This window comes from Anaerovorax sp. IOR16 (assembly GCF_017168145.1).
Lineage (GTDB): Bacteria > Bacillota > Clostridia > Peptostreptococcales > Anaerovoracaceae > IOR16.
The window spans coordinates 662057-684500 of the sequence record NZ_JADQTL010000009.1 but is presented as its reverse complement, the minus strand read 5'-3'; the positions used below and the strand labels follow the sequence as shown (position 1 = coordinate 684500).

23 protein-coding genes and 1 tRNA gene are annotated in these 22444 nt (G+C 35.4%); 4 read left to right on the top strand and 20 right to left on the bottom strand.

Annotated features, from left to right (window positions below):
- Positions 1-8 precede the first annotated feature (8 nt).
- Positions 9-896 (bottom strand): GPR endopeptidase, encoded by an 888-nt coding sequence (gene gpr / locus I2490_RS07005; RefSeq protein WP_206459028.1) that lies wholly within the window; start codon positions 894-896, stop codon positions 9-11.
- Between the two features lie 104 nt (positions 897-1000).
- Here gpr and rpsT point away from each other — a divergent pair, with 104 nt between their 5' ends.
- The gene (gene rpsT / locus I2490_RS07000) at positions 1001-1270 is read left to right on the top strand and encodes a 30S ribosomal protein S20 (protein WP_206459027.1); all 270 of its coding nucleotides are present in this window, start codon (positions 1001-1003) and stop codon (positions 1268-1270) included.
- A gap of 72 nt (positions 1271-1342) precedes the next feature.
- Here rpsT and I2490_RS06995 read toward each other — a convergent pair whose 3' ends face one another.
- Positions 1343-2554: a M20 metallopeptidase family protein gene (locus tag I2490_RS06995; RefSeq protein WP_206459026.1), complete on the bottom strand. Its 1212-nt coding sequence runs from the start codon at positions 2552-2554 to the stop codon at positions 1343-1345.
- A gap of 147 nt (positions 2555-2701) precedes the next feature.
- Here I2490_RS06995 and I2490_RS06990 point away from each other — a divergent pair, with 147 nt between their 5' ends.
- Positions 2702-3649 (top strand): S66 peptidase family protein, encoded by a 948-nt coding sequence (locus tag I2490_RS06990; protein WP_206459025.1) that lies wholly within the window; start codon positions 2702-2704, stop codon positions 3647-3649.
- On the opposite strand, the gene I2490_RS06985 is transcribed toward I2490_RS06990, so the two are convergent.
- A complete protein-coding gene (locus I2490_RS06985; RefSeq protein ID WP_245157103.1) occupies positions 3634-5376 on the bottom strand; it encodes an AMP-dependent synthetase/ligase in 1743 nt (580 codons plus the stop codon). The genes I2490_RS06990 and I2490_RS06985 overlap by 16 nt on opposite strands.
- 236 nt (positions 5377-5612) lie before the next feature.
- Here I2490_RS06985 and deoD point away from each other — a divergent pair, with 236 nt between their 5' ends.
- On the top strand, positions 5613-6317 hold the full coding sequence (gene deoD, locus I2490_RS06980; RefSeq protein WP_206459024.1) for a purine-nucleoside phosphorylase: 705 nt from the start codon (positions 5613-5615) through the stop codon (positions 6315-6317).
- 55 nt (positions 6318-6372) lie between these two features.
- Here deoD and I2490_RS06975 read toward each other — a convergent pair whose 3' ends face one another.
- The 6 genes from I2490_RS06975 to I2490_RS06950 form a co-directional block, all read right to left on the bottom strand.
- The gene (locus I2490_RS06975) at positions 6373-6786 is read right to left on the bottom strand and encodes a C-GCAxxG-C-C family protein (RefSeq protein ID WP_206459023.1); all 414 of its coding nucleotides are present in this window, start codon (positions 6784-6786) and stop codon (positions 6373-6375) included.
- Between the two features lie 77 nt (positions 6787-6863).
- The gene (locus I2490_RS06970) at positions 6864-8681 is read right to left on the bottom strand and encodes a methyl-accepting chemotaxis protein (RefSeq protein WP_206459022.1); all 1818 of its coding nucleotides are present in this window, start codon (positions 8679-8681) and stop codon (positions 6864-6866) included.
- A gap of 181 nt (positions 8682-8862) precedes the next feature.
- Positions 8863-8937: transfer RNA gene (locus I2490_RS06965), tRNA-Gly, on the bottom strand.
- Positions 8938-9111: 174 nt separating this feature from the next.
- Positions 9112-10023: a glycine betaine ABC transporter substrate-binding protein gene (locus I2490_RS06960; protein WP_206459021.1), complete on the bottom strand. Its 912-nt coding sequence runs from the start codon at positions 10021-10023 to the stop codon at positions 9112-9114.
- A 13-nt stretch (positions 10024-10036) separates the two neighbouring features.
- Positions 10037-10693 (bottom strand): ABC transporter permease, encoded by a 657-nt coding sequence (locus I2490_RS06955; protein WP_245157102.1) that lies wholly within the window; start codon positions 10691-10693, stop codon positions 10037-10039.
- Entirely contained in the window at positions 10686-11822 is a 1137-nt protein-coding gene (locus I2490_RS06950) for an ABC transporter ATP-binding protein (RefSeq protein ID WP_206459019.1), read from the bottom strand. The genes I2490_RS06955 and I2490_RS06950 overlap by 8 nt, the downstream gene beginning before the upstream one ends.
- 182 nt (positions 11823-12004) lie before the next feature.
- On the opposite strand from I2490_RS06950, the gene I2490_RS06945 reads away from it, so the two are divergent.
- Positions 12005-12592, top strand: a complete 588-nt coding sequence (locus I2490_RS06945; protein WP_206459018.1) for a hypothetical protein — start codon at positions 12005-12007, stop codon at positions 12590-12592.
- A 41-nt stretch (positions 12593-12633) separates the two neighbouring features.
- Here I2490_RS06945 and I2490_RS06940 read toward each other — a convergent pair whose 3' ends face one another.
- The 11 genes from I2490_RS06940 to gmk form a co-directional block, all read right to left on the bottom strand.
- The gene (locus I2490_RS06940) at positions 12634-14436 is read right to left on the bottom strand and encodes a putative bifunctional diguanylate cyclase/phosphodiesterase (RefSeq protein WP_206459017.1); all 1803 of its coding nucleotides are present in this window, start codon (positions 14434-14436) and stop codon (positions 12634-12636) included.
- A 521-nt stretch (positions 14437-14957) separates the two neighbouring features.
- Positions 14958-16214 (bottom strand): IS256 family transposase, encoded by a 1257-nt coding sequence (locus I2490_RS06935; RefSeq protein WP_442859719.1) that lies wholly within the window; start codon positions 16212-16214, stop codon positions 14958-14960.
- A gap of 48 nt (positions 16215-16262) precedes the next feature.
- The gene (locus I2490_RS06930) at positions 16263-16460 is read right to left on the bottom strand and encodes a hypothetical protein (RefSeq protein WP_206459016.1); all 198 of its coding nucleotides are present in this window, start codon (positions 16458-16460) and stop codon (positions 16263-16265) included.
- 289 nt (positions 16461-16749) lie between these two features.
- Positions 16750-17664 carry a translation elongation factor Ts gene (gene tsf, locus I2490_RS06925; protein WP_206459015.1) on the bottom strand — a complete coding sequence of 305 codons (915 nt, stop codon included), beginning with the start codon at positions 17662-17664 and terminating at the stop codon, positions 16750-16752.
- A gap of 51 nt (positions 17665-17715) precedes the next feature.
- Positions 17716-18465 (bottom strand): 30S ribosomal protein S2, encoded by a 750-nt coding sequence (gene rpsB / locus I2490_RS06920; RefSeq protein WP_206459014.1) that lies wholly within the window; start codon positions 18463-18465, stop codon positions 17716-17718.
- Between the two features lie 165 nt (positions 18466-18630).
- Positions 18631-18972, bottom strand: a complete 342-nt coding sequence (locus I2490_RS06915) for a LytR/AlgR family response regulator transcription factor (RefSeq protein WP_206459013.1) — start codon at positions 18970-18972, stop codon at positions 18631-18633.
- 114 nt (positions 18973-19086) lie between these two features.
- A complete protein-coding gene (locus I2490_RS06910; RefSeq protein WP_206459012.1) occupies positions 19087-19848 on the bottom strand; it encodes an amino acid ABC transporter ATP-binding protein in 762 nt (253 codons plus the stop codon).
- A gap of 9 nt (positions 19849-19857) precedes the next feature.
- Complete coding sequence (locus I2490_RS06905; RefSeq protein WP_330634589.1) at positions 19858-20505, bottom strand: amino acid ABC transporter permease; 648 nt, start codon at positions 20503-20505, stop codon at positions 19858-19860.
- A gap of 83 nt (positions 20506-20588) precedes the next feature.
- On the bottom strand, positions 20589-21440 hold the full coding sequence (locus I2490_RS06900) for an amino acid ABC transporter substrate-binding protein (RefSeq protein WP_206459011.1): 852 nt from the start codon (positions 21438-21440) through the stop codon (positions 20589-20591).
- 178 nt (positions 21441-21618) lie between these two features.
- Entirely contained in the window at positions 21619-21819 is a 201-nt protein-coding gene (gene rpoZ / locus I2490_RS06895; RefSeq protein WP_206459010.1) for a DNA-directed RNA polymerase subunit omega, read from the bottom strand.
- Entirely contained in the window at positions 21820-22428 is a 609-nt protein-coding gene (gene gmk, locus I2490_RS06890) for a guanylate kinase (protein WP_206459009.1), read from the bottom strand.
- Positions 22429-22444: the final 16 nt, after the last annotated feature.

Genomic DNA, 22444 nt, shown 5'->3' with positions numbered 1-22444 from the left:
CTTTTCTCTTAAGAGTATATGCCAGGATGAAGCGCAATATTTATAGCATCTGCAATTATCTCAGAAAAGTCATGAATGGACTGATCAATATCTGAAGTCGTCACAATCATATCCAATCCTGTATTATCCAGATATTGTTCTGCTTCCGCAGCATTTTTTAAATAACCCGATAAAGAATCTAAAATTAAAGTTCCTGCATCAATGACAGTAGGAACGCCGATTGCAATTACTTTCTTACCAATGCTTTCCTCTGTTAAATTCTTTCTCATGTTTCCGGTACCTGCACCAGGAGAAATGCCCGTATCCGTAATTTGAATGGTTGTTCCGATACGCTCTACATTTCGAGCAGCCAATGCATCAATGGCAACTACAACCTCAGGCTGTGAAATTTGTGCTGCACCTTTAATCAATTCAGCAGATTCCATTCCGGTCGATGCCATTACACCCGGACATAAGGCACTGACGCAACCCTGTTCTTCATCACCATCTACGTCATATAAGAGAAACAAATGTCTTGTTACACGAATTTTTGATACCGTATGCGGGCCTAAAGCATCCGGAGTTACCTTTTCATTTCCAAGTCCGATAACAAGTACCTTCAAATAATAATGAAATGGAATCATTTTTTTCAATTCAATTCCAACTGCTTTTGCAGCCATTTTTTTTAATTCCTCTGAACCGTTTGCGGCTTTCGGCAATTCAACCGTAATATAGTTTCCCATTGGTTTTTGCATAACTGCGCTTCCATGTTCATCTGCAATTTTAATTCTGGTTACATTAATTCCTTCTTCATAGTTTTCGGTATCTACCTCAACTCCCGGAATTTCAATTTGCTGCCCATTATTTTTTGCATCATACATTTCCTTATTTTCAATCGCTAAGTCTGTTCGAATCATTTTTTTGCATACCTCACTTTCTTTTGTTATTTTTACCTTGCATTTTCCTTTCTATTCGTATATACTACAAGTTGCGATATTTTACGAAAGTGGGGTGAAATAATATGGCAAACATTAAGTCTGCAAAAAAAAGAATCAGCGTAATCAGCAAGAAGACTGCAGCAAACAAAAGAGTAAAGTCTCATCTAAAGTCCATTATCAAAAATTTTGATAAGGCAATTGCTGAAAAGAGCTTCGATGTTGCTGCTGAAAAATTAGCTTTAGCTGAAAAGAAATTTATGCAAGCTGCTGCAAAAGGAACCATCCATAAGCATGCTGCTTCCAGAAAAGTATCTAGATTAACTAAGGCTTTAAACAAAGCAAAGGCAGAATAATCTCACCCGTCCCCACCCGTGCATAAGTTAAATGCACATAAGCAAAAACCAGGAGTGTCTCCCTGGTTTTTTTTATTGCTTTCCTTTCCTGATTTCATGTATATTTTTTGATTGCAAAAGTTGAAGGACAAAAGAAGTTTCCATTTGGATTCCTGTATAGATACACGATTGGTCCACACAAAATCCCTCTGAATGAATTCCTTGATTTGCTTTTTCTGAGAAGCCGCATCCTAAAAAGAAAAAAGTTCCCGGTACTTCTCTTAAGAATGATGCAAAATCATCCACTCCTAATGTAGCTTCCTGTAAGGCACAAACATTCTCCGTTCCAATTTCATCTTTTGCTATTTTTTCAAGTTTACTTGCTATACCATCATCATTGATTAAAGCTTCATATCCTGGTAGGAAGATAACTCGAGCTGTTGCCCCATAGGATTTTGCAGTTTGAATTGCAAATCTTGAAAGAGAAGAAAATATTTTTTGTCGTGTTTCCCTTGAAAAAGTACGTATTGTTCCTTCCAAGATCACTTCATCCGCTATTACATTTGCTGCCGTACCCCCTTCCATCTTTCCAACAGATATGACTGCCCGATCCAACGGACTTATCATCCGGCTTACAATTGCTTGCAAATTACAGATAATATTTGATGCGGCTAAAATTGCATCCACACCTTTGTCTGGTTCTGCTGCATGGCTTTTCTTTCCGCTTACAATCATTTTAAAAGAATCGGATGATGCATGAACCGTCCCATATGGAATCTCTATCTTTCCGGCTTTCAAATGTGGTTTTACATGAAGTCCAAGAATACAATCAACGTTTGGATTTTCAAGGCATCCCAAATCTATCATGCGAGCTGCCCCTCCGGTTGTTTCTTCCGCAGGTTGAAAAATAAATTTTACACATCCGTTAATTTTTTCTTTTATTCCGGCTAAGACTCTTGCAGTCCCAAGAAGTACTGCCATATGAACGTCATGTCCACATGCATGCATCAAGCCAGGTCTTTTGGATGCATAAACAAGACCCGTATGCTCTGAAATTGGTAAAGCATCCATATCCGCTCTTATTGCTATTGTCCCTTTATGTGACTTCTCTTCATTTAAGATTCCGATGATACCTGTATCCAACATAGTTTGATATGGTATTTCGAGTCTCTCTAGTTCCTCTTGAATTCGTTTCGACGTTTTATATTCTTGATCCCCTAACTCGGGCCATTGGTGCAATTCTTTGTACAACTCAACTGCCAATAAGGATGCTTCTTTGACTTGTTTTTCTATTTTCTTTTCCATAGGTCACCTCCTGTTCTTCCATTTTATGATTGCTCCGAATCTCTTTAGAACGAAACCTTCCTTTTTTCTTTTCATGCTATTTTGCTATTACATTGCATATTATGATGTATAGAAAAAACATGAATCGATAAATAGGAGGTAACATTCATGTACAAACATCCATTGCAGCGACCAAAAACATTAAAACCCGGAGATCGAATTGCTTTGCTTGCACCATCTTCACCAGCTACCAGAGAAGGTCTGGAACTTGCAATTGACTCCATTCGTTTATTCGATTTAGAGCCAATTGTTTATCCATCCTGCACGTTACGTTATGGTTACTTATCAGGTGAAGATGAACAACGAGCAAAAGATTTAAACGATGCATTTTGTGATCCAGAAATTAACGGAATTTTTTGTTTACGTGGTGGATATGGGGCAACTCGAATACTTCCACGATTAAACTTAAAATCTATCAGCAAAAATCCAAAAGTATTTCTAGGATACAGTGATATAACTGCCCTTCACAATGTATTAAACCAATCTTGCCATATGGTCACACTTCATGGACCTATGCCAAACAATGGTTGGGGCAATGGAGATCCCTTAACACTAAAATATTTAACAATGCTTTTATTCTCTTCAAATCCGCTTGGGCAAATAACACCTCCAATAGAAGAGCCGTTAACAGCCTTGTATCCAGGTGTTGCATATGCACCCATTACAGGTGGAAATCTTTCTGTTATGAATGCAACCTTAGGTTCCCCTTATGAAATTGATACGAAAGATAAAATTCTATTTATTGAAGATGTCGATTCCTTTCCTTATCAAATTGACCGTGCATTAACCAGCTTGGCTCTAGCCGGTAAGTTTTCAGATTGTGCTGGAATTTTACTTGGTACCTGGCAAAATTGCATAAAAAAAGAGGAAAAGGAACAAAGCCTTTCCCTCTATCAGATTTTCAATGATATTATCAAGCCATTCAAGAAACCAACTCTGCTTAATTTCCGAGCTGGCCATACCTACCCTCACATTTCCATTCCAATGGGCTGCGTGGTAGAAATAAATGCTGACAATCAAAGCATCCAATATTTAGAACCTTATACATTTTTATAACGTTTAATTTTCTTTGTGGTGGTTTTCACAAATTCATCCGTTCGAATTGTAAAGTCACGAATTCGTTTGTAAATCGGCAAACCTTCGTTGACTTTTTTTATTTCTTTCTTAATTAAACTTTGAATGTCATCTTCTTTATAATCTTTTCCAAATTCTTCATAAATAACATCATATGCCGGTCGAATCTGTGCACTTACTAAAGTATCTTCCTCACGCTCCACACCATGAACAAGAGATTCTTGAATGTATTTATTACGATTAATGTATATTTCTACTTCCTCTGGATAAATGTTTTTTCCAGTTTTCGTAACAATTACGTTTTTCTTTCGACCCGTAATATAAAGCCAGCCATCGTTATCTAAAAATCCTAAATCACCCGTATGGAACCAACCATCCTTTAAAACCTCAGCGGTTTTTTCAGGATCATTATAATATCCAAGCATAACGTTAGGACCCTTAAATATAATTTCTCCAATGCCATCTCCATCTTTATCGACAATTTGAATCTCTCCGCTTTCCACAGAAGGTCCAACCGATCCTGCCTTTTTATAGGTATTGGTATAATCAGGGGGCCCGGAAACCAAAGGGGAACACTCTGTTAATCCATAACCCTGCAGTACTCGAAAACCGAAATCCTCAAAGCCACGGCATACATTCGGGTCAATGCCTGCTGCTCCTGTTATGATCAAACGCAGCTTGCCACCAAAGCCATCATGCACATCTTTAAATATTTTTTTTGATAAATCGATACCCATAGCCTTCATTGTTCGATTAATCTTTATTCCCTTCCGAAGCAATCCAGCTTTTCCCGATTTTTCGGCTTTCTTCCAAATTTTATCGTATATTGACTCAAAAATTAACGGCACACCAATTAAAATCGTAGCCTTTGCTTCCGCTAAATTTTTTACAATATACTTAAGTCCTTCATAATAAGCAGTGGAAGCCCCACGATATAAAACCAAAAGCTGTCCCATCGTACACTCGAAAGTATGATGAATCGGCAGAATGGATAATGTACGATCATCAGGAAATACATGTGCAATGCGACATGTGTCCATAATATTCCTTGCAATGTTTCCTTGACTTAACATAACGCCTTTCGCAGTTTCTGTCGTTCCGGAAGTAAACAGCAAAATACGCATTTCATCTGGATCTACTTTCGCATCTATGAAGCTACGATTCCCCTGTAAAAGTAAACTTTCCCCTTCTTTTACCAAGCTTGCCCAGTCATAAATCCCATGTTCCGGTTCAACCATTGGCAATTCTTCATGAATATCGGTACGATCCCCAAAAATTTTCATTCTTATTTTTATCGGAATGTTATATTCTTTAAAATAATCTTCATAAGCTGCTGTAAAAAAAATACCTTTGCAGTCTGAAATCTCTAGTAATTGATAAATTTCTTCTTGGCTTAATTCTTTATCCAGTGGTACTACTATACCAGTACCATTGGATACTGCCAGATAAGATACGATCCATTCATAGCAGTTCTCACCAATCACAGCAATTTTTTCCCCTTGTAATCCCAAGTCGATTAACTTTGTACCCAAAGAATCCACATCATGCTTTAGCAACGTATAATTGATTTCTTCATAAGCACTACCCTTTTCTTTTTTTATAAGAAACGCAGGGTTGTTTGCATATAGCTCTGCGCTTGTGTCCAACATTTCCTTTAATGTAGAAATGGGACGAAGATCTTGGCTTGGTCCATTAAATTGCATCGTCATATTGTTTGTCTCCTTTGTTTGTATCACATATATTAATCATACTCTAAATTATAACACAAGTAAAGATATGACCCATTTATTATTCCACTTGTTGGATTTTATACAACACAAAATTGTTTATTATCTTTGATTTATGGTATAATATTTTTTGAATCTATGTGGATTAGAAAAAATTTCTTTTTTAATCACTTCACAATGCATTCGAAACTAATGAATAAGAAAAAAGGAGAAATTTCATGGGTACATTACACATTAACGGCGCAAAAGGAGATGTGGCAGAAACCATATTGCTTCCGGGAGATCCGCTTCGAGCAAAATACATTGCAGATACTTATCTAAAGGATGTTACCTGCTACAACGAAATCCGCGGCATGCTCGGATTTACAGGCACATATAAGGGAAAACGAATTTCAGTGCAAGGCTCTGGTATGGGTATGCCATCAATGGGTATTTACTCCTATGAATTAATTACTCATTTCGGTGTAAAAAATCTAATTCGAATTGGAACGGCTGGATCTTTTCAGGAACATATTAAAACAAAAGACATTGTTTTAGGGTTAAGTGCTTCTACTGATTCTAATTGGGCGCATACTTATGAATTACCGGGAACGTTTGCACCTTGTGCTGATTTTGATTTACTTTTAAAGGCAAAAGCAGCAGCGGATGTTCTAAACATTCCGGTGCATGCAGGAAACATCGTATCTTGTGACGTATTCTATGAATCCGATTCCGATTGGTGGAAAAAATGGGCATCACTCGGTACGCTGGCTGTTGAAATGGAAGCAGCTGCTCTCTATATGAATGCCGCGAAGCTTGGTGCAAATGCATTAGCAATGGTTACTATCAGTGATAACTTCATAACCGGTGAAAAAGCATCGGTTGAAGATCGGCAGAAGAATTTTAATCAAATGATGGAAATTGCTTTAGAACTTGGAGAATAATTAACTTAAAATAAAACACCTTGCAGTTATACAATTGGAACTGCAAGGTGTTTTGTTAATTCATTAATATTATTTTTTCGGCAATTTCACAAGCATCTTCAATACAGCCATCACAAGAACGAAGTTTTGGGCTTCCCTTTACGCCAAGTAACTCCTCACAAATTGTTGATGAATTTTTTTCTTTAAAAGCATCTGCCAATGCTTTTACCATACGATATGTATCCTTTTTGGTAATCGCTTTTTCTGCATCTCCACTGCTTTGTTTCAAACCAGCTAACATATAAGCTCCAGTAACGGCACCACAGGTACCATCATGCATTCCTCCCATACCTCCGCCAAATCCTTCTGCAATGCGAAAAGCAGCGGTTTCCTCAAGCCCTAATAAGTCACAATACGAACAAACAACGGCCTGACAACAATTATAACCCTTATGGTGCAATTCCACCGCTTTTTTCTTTCGATCTTCCAACAGTATTTCCTCTTTTCTACAACAATTTTTACTAATAATAATTATATTATAAACAAAAATGGAAAATACATCAATATTTAATACTTACTTGTTATATTGGAATCAAAAGAATTTTTTTCGTCTCTCACAGTACTATTTCGGTCTTCAAAATAAGATGTTTCGCAATCATAATTACCAAAATGACTGTCTTGTTTCAATTTAAATTTCATGATTAAATCCTTTAATAAGTTTGACTGACTTGATAATTCTTCACTTGCAGCCGCACTCTCTTCAGCCGTTGCTGCATTCGTCTGGACTACGGCAGAAATTTGTTCAACACCAAGATTAACCTGATCAATGGATGCGGCTTGCTGATTGGATGCTTCTGCAATTTTATCAATCAATAGCACGGCTTCTTGTGTCACCTCTGCACTTGCCTCAAGAGATTTTGCTGTTTTATCTGCAATAATAGAACCATTGCGAACTGCGTCGATTGTTTCTTCAATCAACAGAGTGGTACTCTTTGCCGCTTCTGCTGATTTTCCTGCAAGATTTCGAACCTCATCTGCAACAACTGCAAATCCTTTTCCAGCTGCTCCCGCACGTGCAGCTTCTACCGCAGCATTTAAAGCAAGTATATTTGTTTGAAAGGCAATATCATCAATTACTTTGATAATTTTTGAGATTTCCGAAGACTTCAATGTAATTTGATCCATTGCATCGAGCATCTCTTTCATTTCATCGTTGCTGCTGAGTAACTCTTTTCCCGCAACATCTGCTTTTCCGCTTGCCGACATTGCATTTTCTGCATTTTGTTTTATTTGCTCCGCAATTTCCGATATCGAAGCTGATAATTCCTCGATTGAACTTGCCTGCTCGGTTGCACCCTGAGAAAGTGCCTGTGCACCATTTGCAACCTGCTCGGAACCACTGGCTACTTGGTCTGCAGATTGATTCATCTGTAAAAAAGTAGCATTTAGATTTCGAAGGAGTGATTCCATATTTTCTTTGATCTTTCGAAACTGCCCTACATAATCTCTCTGCAGCTCAACCATTAAGTCTCCATTTGAAATATTTTTGAGCGCATCTGAAATCTCATCAATATACGCTTGATAGTTGACCAACTGTTGTATGGTAAGATGAAATGCATCTGCAAGCTGCCCAACTTCATCACGAGATTTTACGGATAACTCTACATCAAAATTCCCATTTGCAATTTCCTTTGCCACAACAGTGACCTTATGAATGGGTTTTGCAATTGATGAAGCTACAAAATAACTTGCTATGCAAACGATAAACAGGACAGCAAAAATTAATAAAGCAACGGATTGTATTGTGTCTTTCATTCCTTCATCTACAATCGAATGAACCTTTGCCATAGGGACACCAGCAAAATACACACCAATAATTTCTTGATCTGTATTAAACATTGGCTCATATTTCGTTATGTATTCTTCCCCAAGTATATTTGCCTGACCAAAGAAGACATTACCTTTTGAAACCTCTTCGTATGCCTTGCCAGAAGGGTCTAATGTTGTCCCGACAACCCTTTCACCTTTCTCATTTTTAATAGTAGTAAGTATTCTTGTAAAATCTTTTCCTGTTTTTGAAAAAATAGTGGCAACCAAGCCCATTTCATCCGATAAAGTATCTATGTATTCGTATCTTCCATCAATCGCTTTTCCGGATGCATCTACCATCTTTCCTTCACTAGAAAGGTGTAAAGTACCAAACTTATCACCCAAATACAATTTTAACATGTTATTCCCAGCGGTTAGTTTGTCTTCAAATTGTGCTTGAATTGTGTTTTGCGTCAACTCATAACTTTGAAACAATCCTATTGCTACCGTCGCTGAAGATGATACAATCACCAACAGCAAAATTACTACAATCATTTTTACCTTTAAGCTTTTCATACTAGTCTTCCTTTCTAACTGTTGCTGGTCTGAGAATGCTTACTAACATACGTTAGTTTTTAAAAAAGTCTAACATATACAGAATTTTTAGTCAATAAAAATCAGCTTATACATTCAATAATAAAAATTTTTATATTACTAAAAAAGACATACCTTTCTCTTAGAAAGATATGTCCTGTCTTGGAGCGGAAGACGAGATTCGAACTCGCGACCCTCGCCTTGGCAAGGCGATGCTCTACCCCTGAGCCACTTCCGCATATCACTTTTATTATTATAACTGAAATAGAGAAAATTGCAATAGCTATTTGTGAAAAATTGTAATTTTTTAGCGAAAGCAACAACCTTCACCTGGTAAAAAACGCGGTTGCTGCAAAAGCATACCGCGTTTTTGTATCATTTTTATAGCTCAAAATTTAGAATTGATTATTTATTAGATTAATCCAGACTCTGTCAAGAAATCTTTTGCAACTGTACCTTCAGGCATACCATCGATATCCACTAAAGAGTTTAGTTCTTGCATTTTTTCCATAGTAAGGTGTGGTGCTAGTTCTTCCATCAAATCACTTACTTCTGGGAATTTTTCTAACGCATCATTATTGATTACTGCGGACGCAAAATAAGGTGGGAAAAACGCCAAATCGTCTTCCAATACTTTTAATTCATATCTAGGTATTCTTCCATCCGTAGCATAAGCAACAATTGCTTCAATTTGATTTTCTTTTACCGCTGAGTACATTAATCCCGGATCCATTCCTCTTAAATCCTTCCAAGTTAATCCATAAGCTTTATTAAAATAATCAGCGCCATCTTCTCTTTCTAAGAAGTCAAAATCACTTCCTAAAATCATCTCTTCCGAATGGCCCTTTAAATCAGAAATCTTTTCCAATCCATATTTTGTTGCATCTTCAGATTTTACTGCAATGCAATACGTATTATTAAAGCCAAAAGGAGTCATCCAAGTCATATCAAACTCTTTTTGATAGTAATCCTTAACACGGTCGTAAATAATTTGAGGATCTGTTGTGTCTAACTCTTCCTTTAAAACGATCATATATGCCGTACCTGTATATTCTACGTACATATCCAAATCTTTATCAAGCATACCCTGTTGTAATACATCCGTTGCTCCCAAATCTGCTTGATTTATAACATCGATATCTGTACGATTTTCAATTAATTGTTCTAAAATGTTGACCAAAATTACTTGCTCAGTAAATTTCTTGCCTCCAATGGTAAGCGTATTTTCTTCTTTTGATCCACTGGAACACCCTGTTGCAAGCACTCCCATCATTAAAACCAACGCCAAAGCCAATGCTACTACTTTCATCTTTTTCGTTTTCATAATTTGCTCCCTTCTAACTTCTAATTCCTTGAGGTGTAACTTTTATTTCAAACTTCTTTAAAATGAAATCGGTAATAATCGCAAACAAAGCTGCCGGAATAGCACCTGCCAAAATCAATTGCGTATTTTGCATGGTAATGCCTCGATAAATGATGTTTCCCAAACCACCTGCACCAACAAATGTTGCAAGTGTAGCAGTACCAATGGTAATGACTGTTGAGGTTCTTATCCCAGCCATAATTACTGGAAGAGCCAAAGGAATCTGTATCATACCTAATATCTGCCATCTTTTCATTCCCATACCTTTACCCGCTTCAATCGTCGAAGGATCCACTTCGGAAATACCGGTGTACGTATTTCTTAAAACCGGCAATAGCGCATAAGCGGTTAATGCAATAATCGCATTTGTTTTTCCAATACCAACTAACGGAAGCATAAAGCCAAGCAATGCTAAACTAGGTATCGTTTGCACAACAGCTACAATGCCTATAATTGGTTCTGCAAGCTTCTTATAATTTGTTAGGAACACGCCAAGAGGAACCGCAATGATAATAGCAAAAAACATTGCAAATAAAACTAATATTAGATGTTCTTGAATCCCTACTTTAATTAAATCTGCGCGTTCAACAAAGGTCTGATACAATATTTGTATAAAATTACTATTACTCATTTTCATCCCCCCCTTTTTTCTGCTCCCATTCTGCAATACCTCGAATCAAACTGGTTCGAGTGATAACACCGGATAGTTTTCCATCATTTACAACTGGGATGGCATTAATATCTCGATTTGTAAAAATATCGGCAACTTCACCCACTGCCTCATCAGTATGCACTTTAATCACTTGCTTATCCATAATGTCAACTACTGTCTTATCTTCTTCTTTGTAATGATCTGTTAATTTTTCTAAAGAAACCACACCAAGCAATTCCATTTGTTTACCAACTACAAACAGCTTATCCACTCGTTCATTTTTAATGACCTGGAACGCTTCTGCCAATCCTCTTTTCGGACTAATGGATACCGCTCTTTGATGCATCAAATCACTAGCGGTCGGATTTCCAATCCCTTCCATACGTCTTTTTTCTCCAATGAATTCTCGTACAAACTTATCTTTCGGACGTCTTAATATTCGATCTGGCGTATCCAATTGAAGGATATTACCGGTACGCATAATTGCAATTCTTGTTGAAATTTTAAGTGCCTCATCCATATCATGCGTAACAAACACAACCGTCTTTTGTATTTCCTCTTGCAGCCTGACTAATTCATCCTGTAATTGTTCCCGGCTTAAAGGGTCTAATGCACTAAACGGCTCGTCCATAAGAATTATTTGAGGATCTCCTGCCAATGCTCTTATTACACCAATTCTTTGTTGCTGTCCACCAGATAATTCATTCGGATATCGTTTTTTATATAGACTCGGATCAAGCCCTACCATATCCAACAACTCATCTACCTTTGCTAAGTATCTTTCTTTCGGCCATTTTTTTAGCTTTGGAATCAATGCGATGTTATCTTCAATAGTCATATGAGGCATCAACCCAATTTGCTGTATGACATAACCAATGTTACGTCTAAGTTCAACAGGATCTACATTCTTAATATCTTTACCCTCAACTAAGATTTGCCCGCTTGTAGGTTCAATCAGACGATTGATCATCTTCATTGTTGTCGTTTTCCCACATCCGGAAGGACCAATCAAAGTAAGGATCTCTGCTCTTTCAACTTTTAAATCAATGCTTTTTATTGCTTCAAATCCATCTGCATATTGCTTTGTTACATTTTTGAATTCAATCAAAGTATCACCCCCATCTTGTTTGATTTTTTTAAAGTAACACTTCTATTGTAACATCAAGTTGTTACTTAGTCAAATTGATTATAATTATCTATATTTCAAAAGCAATTTATACAATATAATTGTTTCATTTAATAATGCTGAAACATATAATGAAAGAGTAAATATATAGGGAAGATTAGATTATGGCAAACCAAACGGATGAAACGACTCAAAATAACTACCTTACATATGATCAAGTAAATATTATCATCGCTTTTCAAAAACTATGGTTGGATCTTGCATCTTGGATGAGAACATATATAAAAGCTGCAATTTATGATACAAGAAATTTACAATCCGTTAAAAATTATCTATTGTACTTACCAACAGAATTTTATAATACCTTTAATATTTTTTACGGTACCGTAGCTGCACAAAGATTAATGAATATCATGACAGAATTTATTACATCTGCAATGAAAGTCGTGGAAGCTATAAAATTCGGTGATTCTGTATTAACTGATTCAAGAATTATAGAGTGGTATGGAGTTGCAGATAAATTATCTTCATTTTTAGCCAGAACTAATGTATATTGGGATGAAAATCAATGGAAATACTTACTATATCAATACATTAAGTTGAAAATCAATGAAATCAATGCAATAACGAATGATAATTATGAAGAGGAAATTTTAAACTATAATTCGATTGAAGATATTATTTTCTTAATCGCAAGCTACATGGCAAGAGGTATTATTTCCTCTAATTTACAGGTCAAAAATAATCAATAAAACAAAAAACACCCGTTTCTTTCGGGTGTTTCTCATTAAATTTAAAGTATTTCATTATTTATATTTTTTATTATATGTTCTTTTTCCAATTCTTCAGCAGGAAGAGGTTTACCAAAATAATATCCTTGTATTTCATCACATCCAATTTTCGAAAGTATCTCAATTTGCTTGATTTCTTCCACTCCTTCTGCAATTGTTTTTAATTGCATTCCCTTTGCCATCATGACAATAGCTCTTACAATTAAGAGTGTATTATGATCTTCTGCGATATTGTCAATCAATTCTTTGGCAATTTTTAATGTATTAATATGGAATTTCTTTATATAACTTAAAGAAGAGTATCCTGTGCCAAAGTCATCTATCGATATTGTCACCCCTAAATTACTAAATTTATCAAACAACTCCTCCGTTGAGACGGTGGCATTCATTGTAGTCCCTTCAGTAATTTCTAAATCAATCCAATTTGGATTGATTTGATCATTTGCAAGTTTTTCTTGAAACCAAGTAAGAAAATGAATGTCCTCCATTTGTATCGGCGATACATTAATTCCTATTTTTAAATTTAGATGATACGCTTCATTCCATTTTTTTATTTGCGAAAAAGCCTCTCCAATCACCCACTTCCCAATTTGCTGAATCACTCCGATTTCTTCTGCTATAGGAATAAATTCCAAAGGAGGAATCATACCTTGCTCCGGATGCTTCCATCTTAATAAAGCTTCTACTCCAACCAAAGAATGGTCGCTAGAACGGTATTGAGGCTGATAATACAATAAGAACTCATTCGTATAATCTACATTTTTAAGAAGAAGCTCAATTTCATGCTGTCTTTGTATTTTTTGGCTAATGCTTGAATGAAAAAACATATAATGAGAATCTCGACAATTCACCTTTGCTTCATACATTGCAATATCTGCATATTTCATAAGCAAATCTCGATCTTCCGCATCTTGTGGAAATAAAGCAATACCAATACTTACACCCGTTCTAAATACATAAGGCTCAATAAAAATCGGCTGCTGCATCAGATCTAAAATCTTATGAACTATCTTGTAAATATACGATTGATTCACCTGTTTCTCAATTAATAAAACGAATTCATCTCCACCTACTCGAAATATAGTACAATTAGGTTGACAATTATCTATGAAACGTTTGCTTAAAATATTTAACATCTTGTCCCCAATTGGATGACCATAAGTATCATTAATGGATTTAAATCGGTCTAAATCCATGTATAACAATGCAAAGGAATTATTAGGTTTGTTTAAAATTAATGAATCTAAATAATCAATCAAATATCGTCGATTATATAATCCAGTTAAGGCATCTTTATTGGAAATCTCCACCAATGCTTTATTTGCACAAATTAATTCTTCTGTTCTTTCCTTTATCTCATTTTCTAATTGTTCATTCATCTGTACTTCTTTTTTTAAAAGAAATTCTCTTCGAATTGCATCTTGTATTATAGCTGTAAAAAACTGATGGATAAGAATGATACAAGTAGATGCAAAAAGTATTTCAAGACTATAGGATTTAATTATATATAATACTAAAAAAACTAATAGCAAAACATTTAAATATCTTGTCTTCCTATAATTTTCTGGAAGCATTTCTTCCTCAAATTCATCCTTGGGCATACGAACTGGCTGCGCCAAAATAGCTCCAATTGCAAATAATACATTCGGTATCGAATACACCCCATCTATCATTGTATTTGCAACATAAAGATCATTAAAATAAAGATAAGCATAATGAAAATCGGTGAAAACAAAAATCAGTGCTCCGAAAAGCACTACAAAAATATATTTTTCAAGTCTTTTTAAATTGAAAGACATTATCATTGTTGCAATTCCTGAAAGAATGTAGAAATCTATAAATAGATATATCAGAGTATTTAGATAATCAAAATTAGTATGAAATGTAATCCCATTTTGAGAAAACATAAAAGTCCAGATTAATATTAAAAGAATTGAATCTATTACAATATTGTCTAAAATTAACTGATATTTATTCCATTTCTTAAAATTATTAATATAATATACAGTAATTAATATTGCTAAAAAGACATTCGGTAATGTATAAATAATATTTATACCAGCGATATTTATTGGATTAATAGAAAGGATTTCATCATAAATTAACCAAGAAAAATCAGCAATAAACCAAGAAAAAGTAAATAAAAAAACGAGACTCCAATATAATTTTTTTTGGGACAGTTTCAAGTTTTGTGTAAACTCAAAAATCTGATATAAGATATGTGAATAGTTACTTAAGGGCAGAGTCAATTTTGGGATTCTACCCTTGTTTGCATTATACAATGATTTTTTTGCATGTCAATAAAACTTGCCGAACAAGTTGTTTTTTAGAAGTTGAGATTTTTTAGTCTTTCCTCAAAATAAATCTCTAACTGGGAATATATCCGTCCCCAGTCCCTACGATATCCTGTCCACTTTTTTGTGATATCTATCGTTGCCAGATATAGCATTTTTAAAAGGCTATCGTCAGAAGGAAAAATTGTCTTGCTTTTTGTTACTTTACGAAGTTGACGATTAAATCCCTCAATGGCATTTGTGGTATAAATAAGCCGCCTAACAGCTTCAGGATATTTAAAATAGGTTGCTAAAGTTGACCAATTATCATGCCAAGATTTATAGATTTTCGGATATTTTACATCCCATTTTTCTTGAAACAACTCCAATTCATTTAGGGCTAATTCTTCTGTTGGGGCAGTATAGACTCGCTTCAAATCAGCCATCAGAGCTTTCAAATCTTTGTAGGATACAAATTTAGTGGAGTTACGGATTTGATGAATAATGCACTGCTGTATCTCTGTTTCAGGATAGACTGCTTCAATTGCTTGTGGAAATCCACTTAGTCCATCAATACATGTTATTAAGATATCTTTTACACCACGATTTTTTAGCCCATTCAGTATAGAAAGCCAGAATTTAGCATTTTCATTTTCACCAACATACATACCTAAAACGTCCTTTCTACCATTCATATCAATTCCCAAAGCAATATACACAGCCTTTTTTCGTATTCTTCCTTCACTACGAACGTGGAAATGAATTGCATCCATAAAAACAACCGCATATACTTCTTCCAAAGGACGTTCCTGCCATTCCTTTACAATCGGTATAATTTTATCAGTAACTCGGCTAATCGTACTGTCAGAAATATCAATGTCATATAACTCACGCATATGGGATTCAATATCATTTGTAGTCATACCTTTTGCATACATGGAAAGTATCCTTTCTTCCATATCTTGCGTAACGGTATTTTGATATTTCTTGATAAGCTGGGGTTCATATTCTCCATTACGGTCACGAGGAATAGCAACATTCATATCTCCATAGTTTGTATGCATGATTTTAGAAGAATATCCATTCCGACTATTGTCGGTTTCCTTATTCCGATAGTCATATTTTGAGTATCCCAGTTCGTCTTCTAATTCTCCTTCCAGAGAACCCTCCAGTAATACAGACATCATATCACGCATAACAGAATTGACATCTGTACCATTTTTGATAGGAATATCATTCTCTTTTAAGTATTCCTGCATCATTTTTCTGATTGCTTGTTTTTGGGGTGATTCTTTTCTTCTTTTGGGCATAAATAAAACCTCCAAACTGATATATTTATCTTACATCAGTTTAGAGGTTTACACAAACTTTAGGATACTCCCTTTTTTTTGTTTATTTTTTATTTTTTTTATACTTCCCAAAAGTATGAATGATGATACAAACGTAACAACTGGTGCTAAAATATTTCCAAATAATTTATTTTCTAATTTTACGCTTGCAAAATAGATAATAAAAATTGCAATTAATGTAATGATGGTATAAATTTTCTTTTTCATTGATTGCATTCCTTCCTAAAAGCAGTTTGACATCATTCATTTCTCCATCCCTAATTTGTATAAAATCATACATTAATATTTAAGTATTGACATTATAGCATAAAGAAAAAAAGAGAACTATATAATTTTATAAATTATCCTAACCGTAAAAGATCAAATCGTTATAACTGATTTCTATAAGTTTTATACCTCTTTTCACTAAAATCCAATTCTCTAACAATAAAAAATCGTAAGTACTATGACTTTATGAGTCACAATACTTACGATTAATTTTTGAAACTAAGTTATATTAGTTACCCATTTGCTTTGCAACTTCTTCTGCAAAGTTTTCTTCTTTCTTTTCAAGACCTTCGCCAACTTCGAAACGAACCATCTCTGCAACGCGAATGGATTTTCCAATTTCTTTTGCTACAGAATCAACATACTGTTTTACGCTCATTTCACCATTCTTTACGAACTTTTGCTCTACAAGACAAGTTTCTTTTAATTCCTTCTTTAAACGACCAATTACCATTTTTTCAACGATATCAGCCGGTTTTCCTTCATTGATTGCCTGCTGAACAAGAATCTTTTTCTCATGTTCAATAAATTCTGGATCAACTCCGCTTTCATCAACGAATTGTGGATTCATAGAAGCAACCTGCATTGCAACGTCTCTACCAACAGTAGCAACTTCTTCTGCAGATGCTTCGGTTTCTAATCCTACAATAACACCAATCTTTCCAGCACCATGAATATATCCTACATAAACAACGCCAGGAGTATTACATTTAGCAATACGACGTACGTTCATGTTTTCACCGATTTTTGCGATTTTTGCTTTTAATACATCGGCAACGGTTCCTTCACCACGATAATCTGCATTCATAAAGTTTTCCACATTTTCAGATTCTGCATCCAAAGCGATTTCAGAAAGTGTTGCTACAAATTCCACAAATTCTTCATTCTTAGCTACGAAATCTGTTTCGGAGTTTACCTCAACGGCAGCTGCTTTTTTACCATCCGCAGAAAAAGCTAATTTTACTAATCCTTCGGAAGCAATTCTTCCAGCCTTTTTCGCTGCAGAAGCCAAACCTTTTTCTCTTAACAGTTCAATTGCTTTTTCCATGTCACCGTCAGCTTCAACCAAAACCTTTTTACAGTCCATCATACCTGCGCCTGTCGCTTCACGCAGTTCTTTTACCATACTTGCACTAATTGCCATATCGTTTCTCTCCTTTGTATTGTTTTCAATCTGTTTCAAAGCATAAAATGATTATGCTTCTACAGGAGCTTCCACTTCTGCAACCGGTTCAACCGTTGCTTCGCTATCATCCATAGATTCTCCCTGCTTTCCTTCGATAACAGCATCTGCAATCTTAGAAGAAATCAATTTTACTGCTCGAATTGCATCATCGTTTGCAGGGATAATGTAATCAACATCATCTGGGTCACAGTTAGTATCACAAATACCTACGATAGGAATACCTAAAATTCTTGCTTCTTTGATAGCAATTTTTTCCTTCTTAGGATCTACAACAAACATTGCACCAGGCATGTTCTTCATTTCTTTAATACCGCCCAAATATTTTTCAAGCTTTTCCAATTCGCCTCTCAGCTTTGTTACTTCTTTTTTAGTTAAAGCTGCGAAAGTACCATCAGTTTCCATTGCCTTGATTTCATTTAATCTCTTAATTCTCATGGAAATGGTCTTATAGTTAGTGAGCATACCGCCCAACCATCTTTCATTTACAAAAAACATACCGCATTTTGTTGCTTCGTCTGCAATTGCAGCCTGAGCTTGCTTCTTTGTTCCTACAAACAATACGGATTTTCCGGATTCCGCAACTTCCTTTACAAAAGCGTATGCTTCATCAATTTTCTTTACCGTTTTCTGTAAGTCAATGATATAGATACCATTTCTTTCAGTAAAGATATAAGGAGCCATCTTAGGGTTCCATCTTCTTGTTTGGTGTCCAAAATGAACACCTGCTTCTAATAGTTGTTTCATTGAAATAACTGCCATAATTTTACCTCCTGGTTTTTTCCTCCACCCAGCTAATCCTTGAAATAACAACCTCTATGGGCACCAGTATTCAAGTAACTGCATGTGTGTTTTTAATAATTTTTTAGATATTTTTCAAACATCCTTAGATACTATACACTAATTCAGTTCAAAAATCAACAAAAATTACAAGTTTCCCCTTAAATAATTCTGATAATATTCTCTGCTCTTCTTTCGACGTTTTTGGCTGATTGGAAGATGCTCTCCATTTTCTAACCAAAACCAAGCAGCCTGCAGTGCAATAACTTTTTCTAAATTTACAATATAACTCTTGTGACATTGTAAAAAACTTTTATTTAAAAATGGCTGAATTTCATCAAACTTAGCATAAAAGGTATGTTGCTCTCCGGAGATAGTTATGACACAAGATAATCTTAAATTCTTGCAAATATAGAGAATATCCCGTAAAGGAATTTTATAAATGATACTGCGCTTTTTTATCATTATACAACTCGTTTGTCCCTCCATACATTTGCCCCCTTTTATGTATATAGACGCAAAATTTTTCACAAAAATTGCAGGAGCAAAAAATCTCCTCTCCACATTGATTTTATATCAAGTAGAAAGGAGATTTCATATGTCTTATTTTACAAGATTTAAAAAAGTTTTGATTCTTGGATGTTCTGGATTCACCAAAACCTGCTCTGGCGTGCCTTCCGCAACAATCTCTCCATGATCCATAAAAATGACCCTGTCTGAGATTTCACGAGCAAAGTTCATTTCATGCGTAACGATAATCATTGTCATACGCTCTTCCGCTAACTGTTTAATTACTTGAAGTACTTCACCAATGAGTTCGGGGTCCAAGGCAGAAGTAGGTTCATCAAACAGCATAATCTCGGGTTCCATGGCCAATGCTCGCGCGATGGCAACGCGCTGCTTCTGGCCGCCAGAGAGTTCAAAAGGGTAAGACTCTCTTTTTTGAGATAGGCCTACCTTTTTCAGTAAATCATCGGCTATTTTTTCTGCTTCTGCTCTGGTTTTCTTATTTACAATCATAGGTGCTTCCACTAAATTCTCAATGACCGATTTATGAGGAAAAAGATTAAAATTCTGAAAAACCATGCCTAGCTTATTGCAAACCGAAAGAATTTCTTTATTACTTATATAAATTGCTTTATTTGTCTTGGAATCTTCTTTTGCAATATAATTTCCATGAAAGCTTATGCTTCCCTTATCTGCCGTTTCTAAATGATTCAAACATCGTAAAAATGTACTTTTTCCGGAACCAGATGGTCCGATAATGGATACAATTTCTCCTTTTTGAACCGAAAGATTAATTCCCTGCAAAACTTCAAGATCTCTAAATTTTTTATGTAAATTTTGTACTGAAATAACTTCCATGACTACCCCCTACCGATAATAACCGAACTTTTTTTCAAGGTACTTAAATACCTGAATAATCACCAATGTAATAACTAGGTAAATAACCGCGGCAAAAAAATACCATTTAATTTCAAAGTAAGTAGTAACCATTGAATTTGTATTTTTTAGAATTTCAGGAAGTGTAATGGCAGAACAAAGAGCTGTATCCTTAATCAAAGTCACCGCTTCGTTGCCTAGTGGCGGAATCACCCTTTTCAACGATTGGGGTAGAATGATTCTTCTCATTGTTTGACTGTAATTCATTCCCAATGCCTTTGCTGCTTCATATTGTCCGGAATCGATTGACTGAATACCGGCACGAAAAATTTCTGTAAAATAAGCAGCATAATTAATTACAAAGGTTACACAAGCTGCTATTAAGGGAGTAAAGACAATCCCATAATACGGAAGCCCATAATAAACAAAGAATAATTGTAAAAGAAGCGGAGTTCCTCGAAACAGCCAAGTATATCCTTCTAAAAGCCAAAGTAACGGTTTACACCTCGATAATTTTCCCATTGCGAAAAGCATTCCTAAAGGAATGGAAAATACAATCGTAGCCACGTAAACCTTAATTGCCACTACTGCACCGCTTAAAATAAATCCTCCAACCTGATACATTATTTCTGTGCTCAACCTAGACCTCCTGTAAACAAACGCAACTCAGACTTCTTCAACAAAGAAGTCCGAGTTGATATTTTTTCCTTAAAGCAAAGATATTACTCTGCCAAATCTTCATCCGTCAATTTCTCAACATCACGAATTACGATATTAGAACCGAACCATTCTGTAGAAAGTGCTTCGATACTACCATCTTCCATCAATTCATCCAATGCATCATCAATGGCTACGCGCAAAGCTACACCGCCCTTACGACATCCAATACCATAAAATTCATCACCCATCGTTTCATCTAAAATGCGGTAAGTATCCGGTTCTTGCGCCATAACATAACCAATCAAAATTTTATCAATAACGACAGCATCAATTCTGCCTTCTAAATCCAAAAGAGCTTGTGGATAAGTGTCGTACTCTTTTAATTCTGCCAAACTATCTTTAAATGCTTCATCACTTTTAATTGCCTTAAGACCAGAACTGTTCGCTTGAGCTCCTACAACTTTATCGGCCAAATCTGCTTTTGCATTGATTTCAGAATCTGCTTTTACAACAATAACCTGCTGGTTATTTAAGTAAGGCTTTGTATACTCTACCTTACCGTTACGCTCTTTGTCAATAGTATATCCATTCCAAATGACATCAATTTTTTTAGATTCCAAAGACATTTCCTTTGTCTTCCAATCAATTGGCTGAACAACTGCTTCGACACCTAATTTTTCTGCAACAAGCTTCGCCAACTCAATATCAAATCCGGTTACTTCTCCATTTTCATCTCGGAAGCCCATTGGCGGGAATTCATCATCACAACCAACAACTAGGGTTCCTTTCGCTTGAATGTCTGTTAAAGATGTATCATCTACTGTTACTTCGTCTGTTTCACCTTTTGTTCCGCAGCCAGTTGCAAACACACCTATTATCAGTACTAATACTAACATCCAACTCCATTTTCTCATTTTATTTTGTCCTCCTAAAAATATTATAAATTTGGGTTCGTTCGAACTGTTATATTCATTATACTTTATCGCGCTAAAATTGTAAAGCACTAAATCATTATATTTTTAGAAAATATTATATTCTATATATAAAAAAGACATTTTAACTTTCTAAAAAATTAAAATGTCTTTAAACTCATTATATTTGTTTGTCTCTATTATAAGCAATCAAATCCTCTGCTATTTCATTCGCTGCAATGGACACCGGTTTTTCTACGTCCACCTGAGTCAGCTTTGGTTTGCCGTCAATAAGATCTCGGGCACGTTTTGCAGCCATAACAACCAGTGTATAACGGCTATCTGCTTTTTTCTTAATTTCATTAATTGATGGATAAAGCATTTAGATTTCCTCCTTGTATCTTTCAATTAGTTGATAGATGTCCTTTGAAACGCGTGAATGCTCCGCTTTCATTATGCAAGCAACACGTTCTACGGCTTCCTCTATTTCATCATTTATTACACAATAATCATACTTATCAATGTAAGACACTTCCTTCAAGGTCTCTCCCAAACGCATGTTAATCGCGTCTTCTGTTTCGGATCCTCTTCCGGTAATCCTCTTTCTAAGTTCTTTCATGGAAGGCGGTAAAATAAAAACAAAGATTCCTTTCGGACACGTTTCTCGAATTTTAAGAGCACCTTGGATGTCAATTTCTAAAATAACATCTCTGCCTTGCTCTAATTTATCCATAACCATTTTTTTGGGTGTTCCATAATAATTCCCGTAAACATATGCATATTCGAGCAATCCGTCCTCTTCCTTTATTTTATTAAATTCTTCTTGTGAAATAAAATAATAATTTACGCCATCGACTTCGCCGGGACGTGGCTTTCTTGTAGTCGTCGATACAGACAAATCTATATCAATTTCATCTAATAATCTCTTACAAATCGTCCCTTTTCCCGCACCGGAAGGACCTGAAACAACGAACAACAAACCTTTACCCATGGACTTTCCTCTCTAT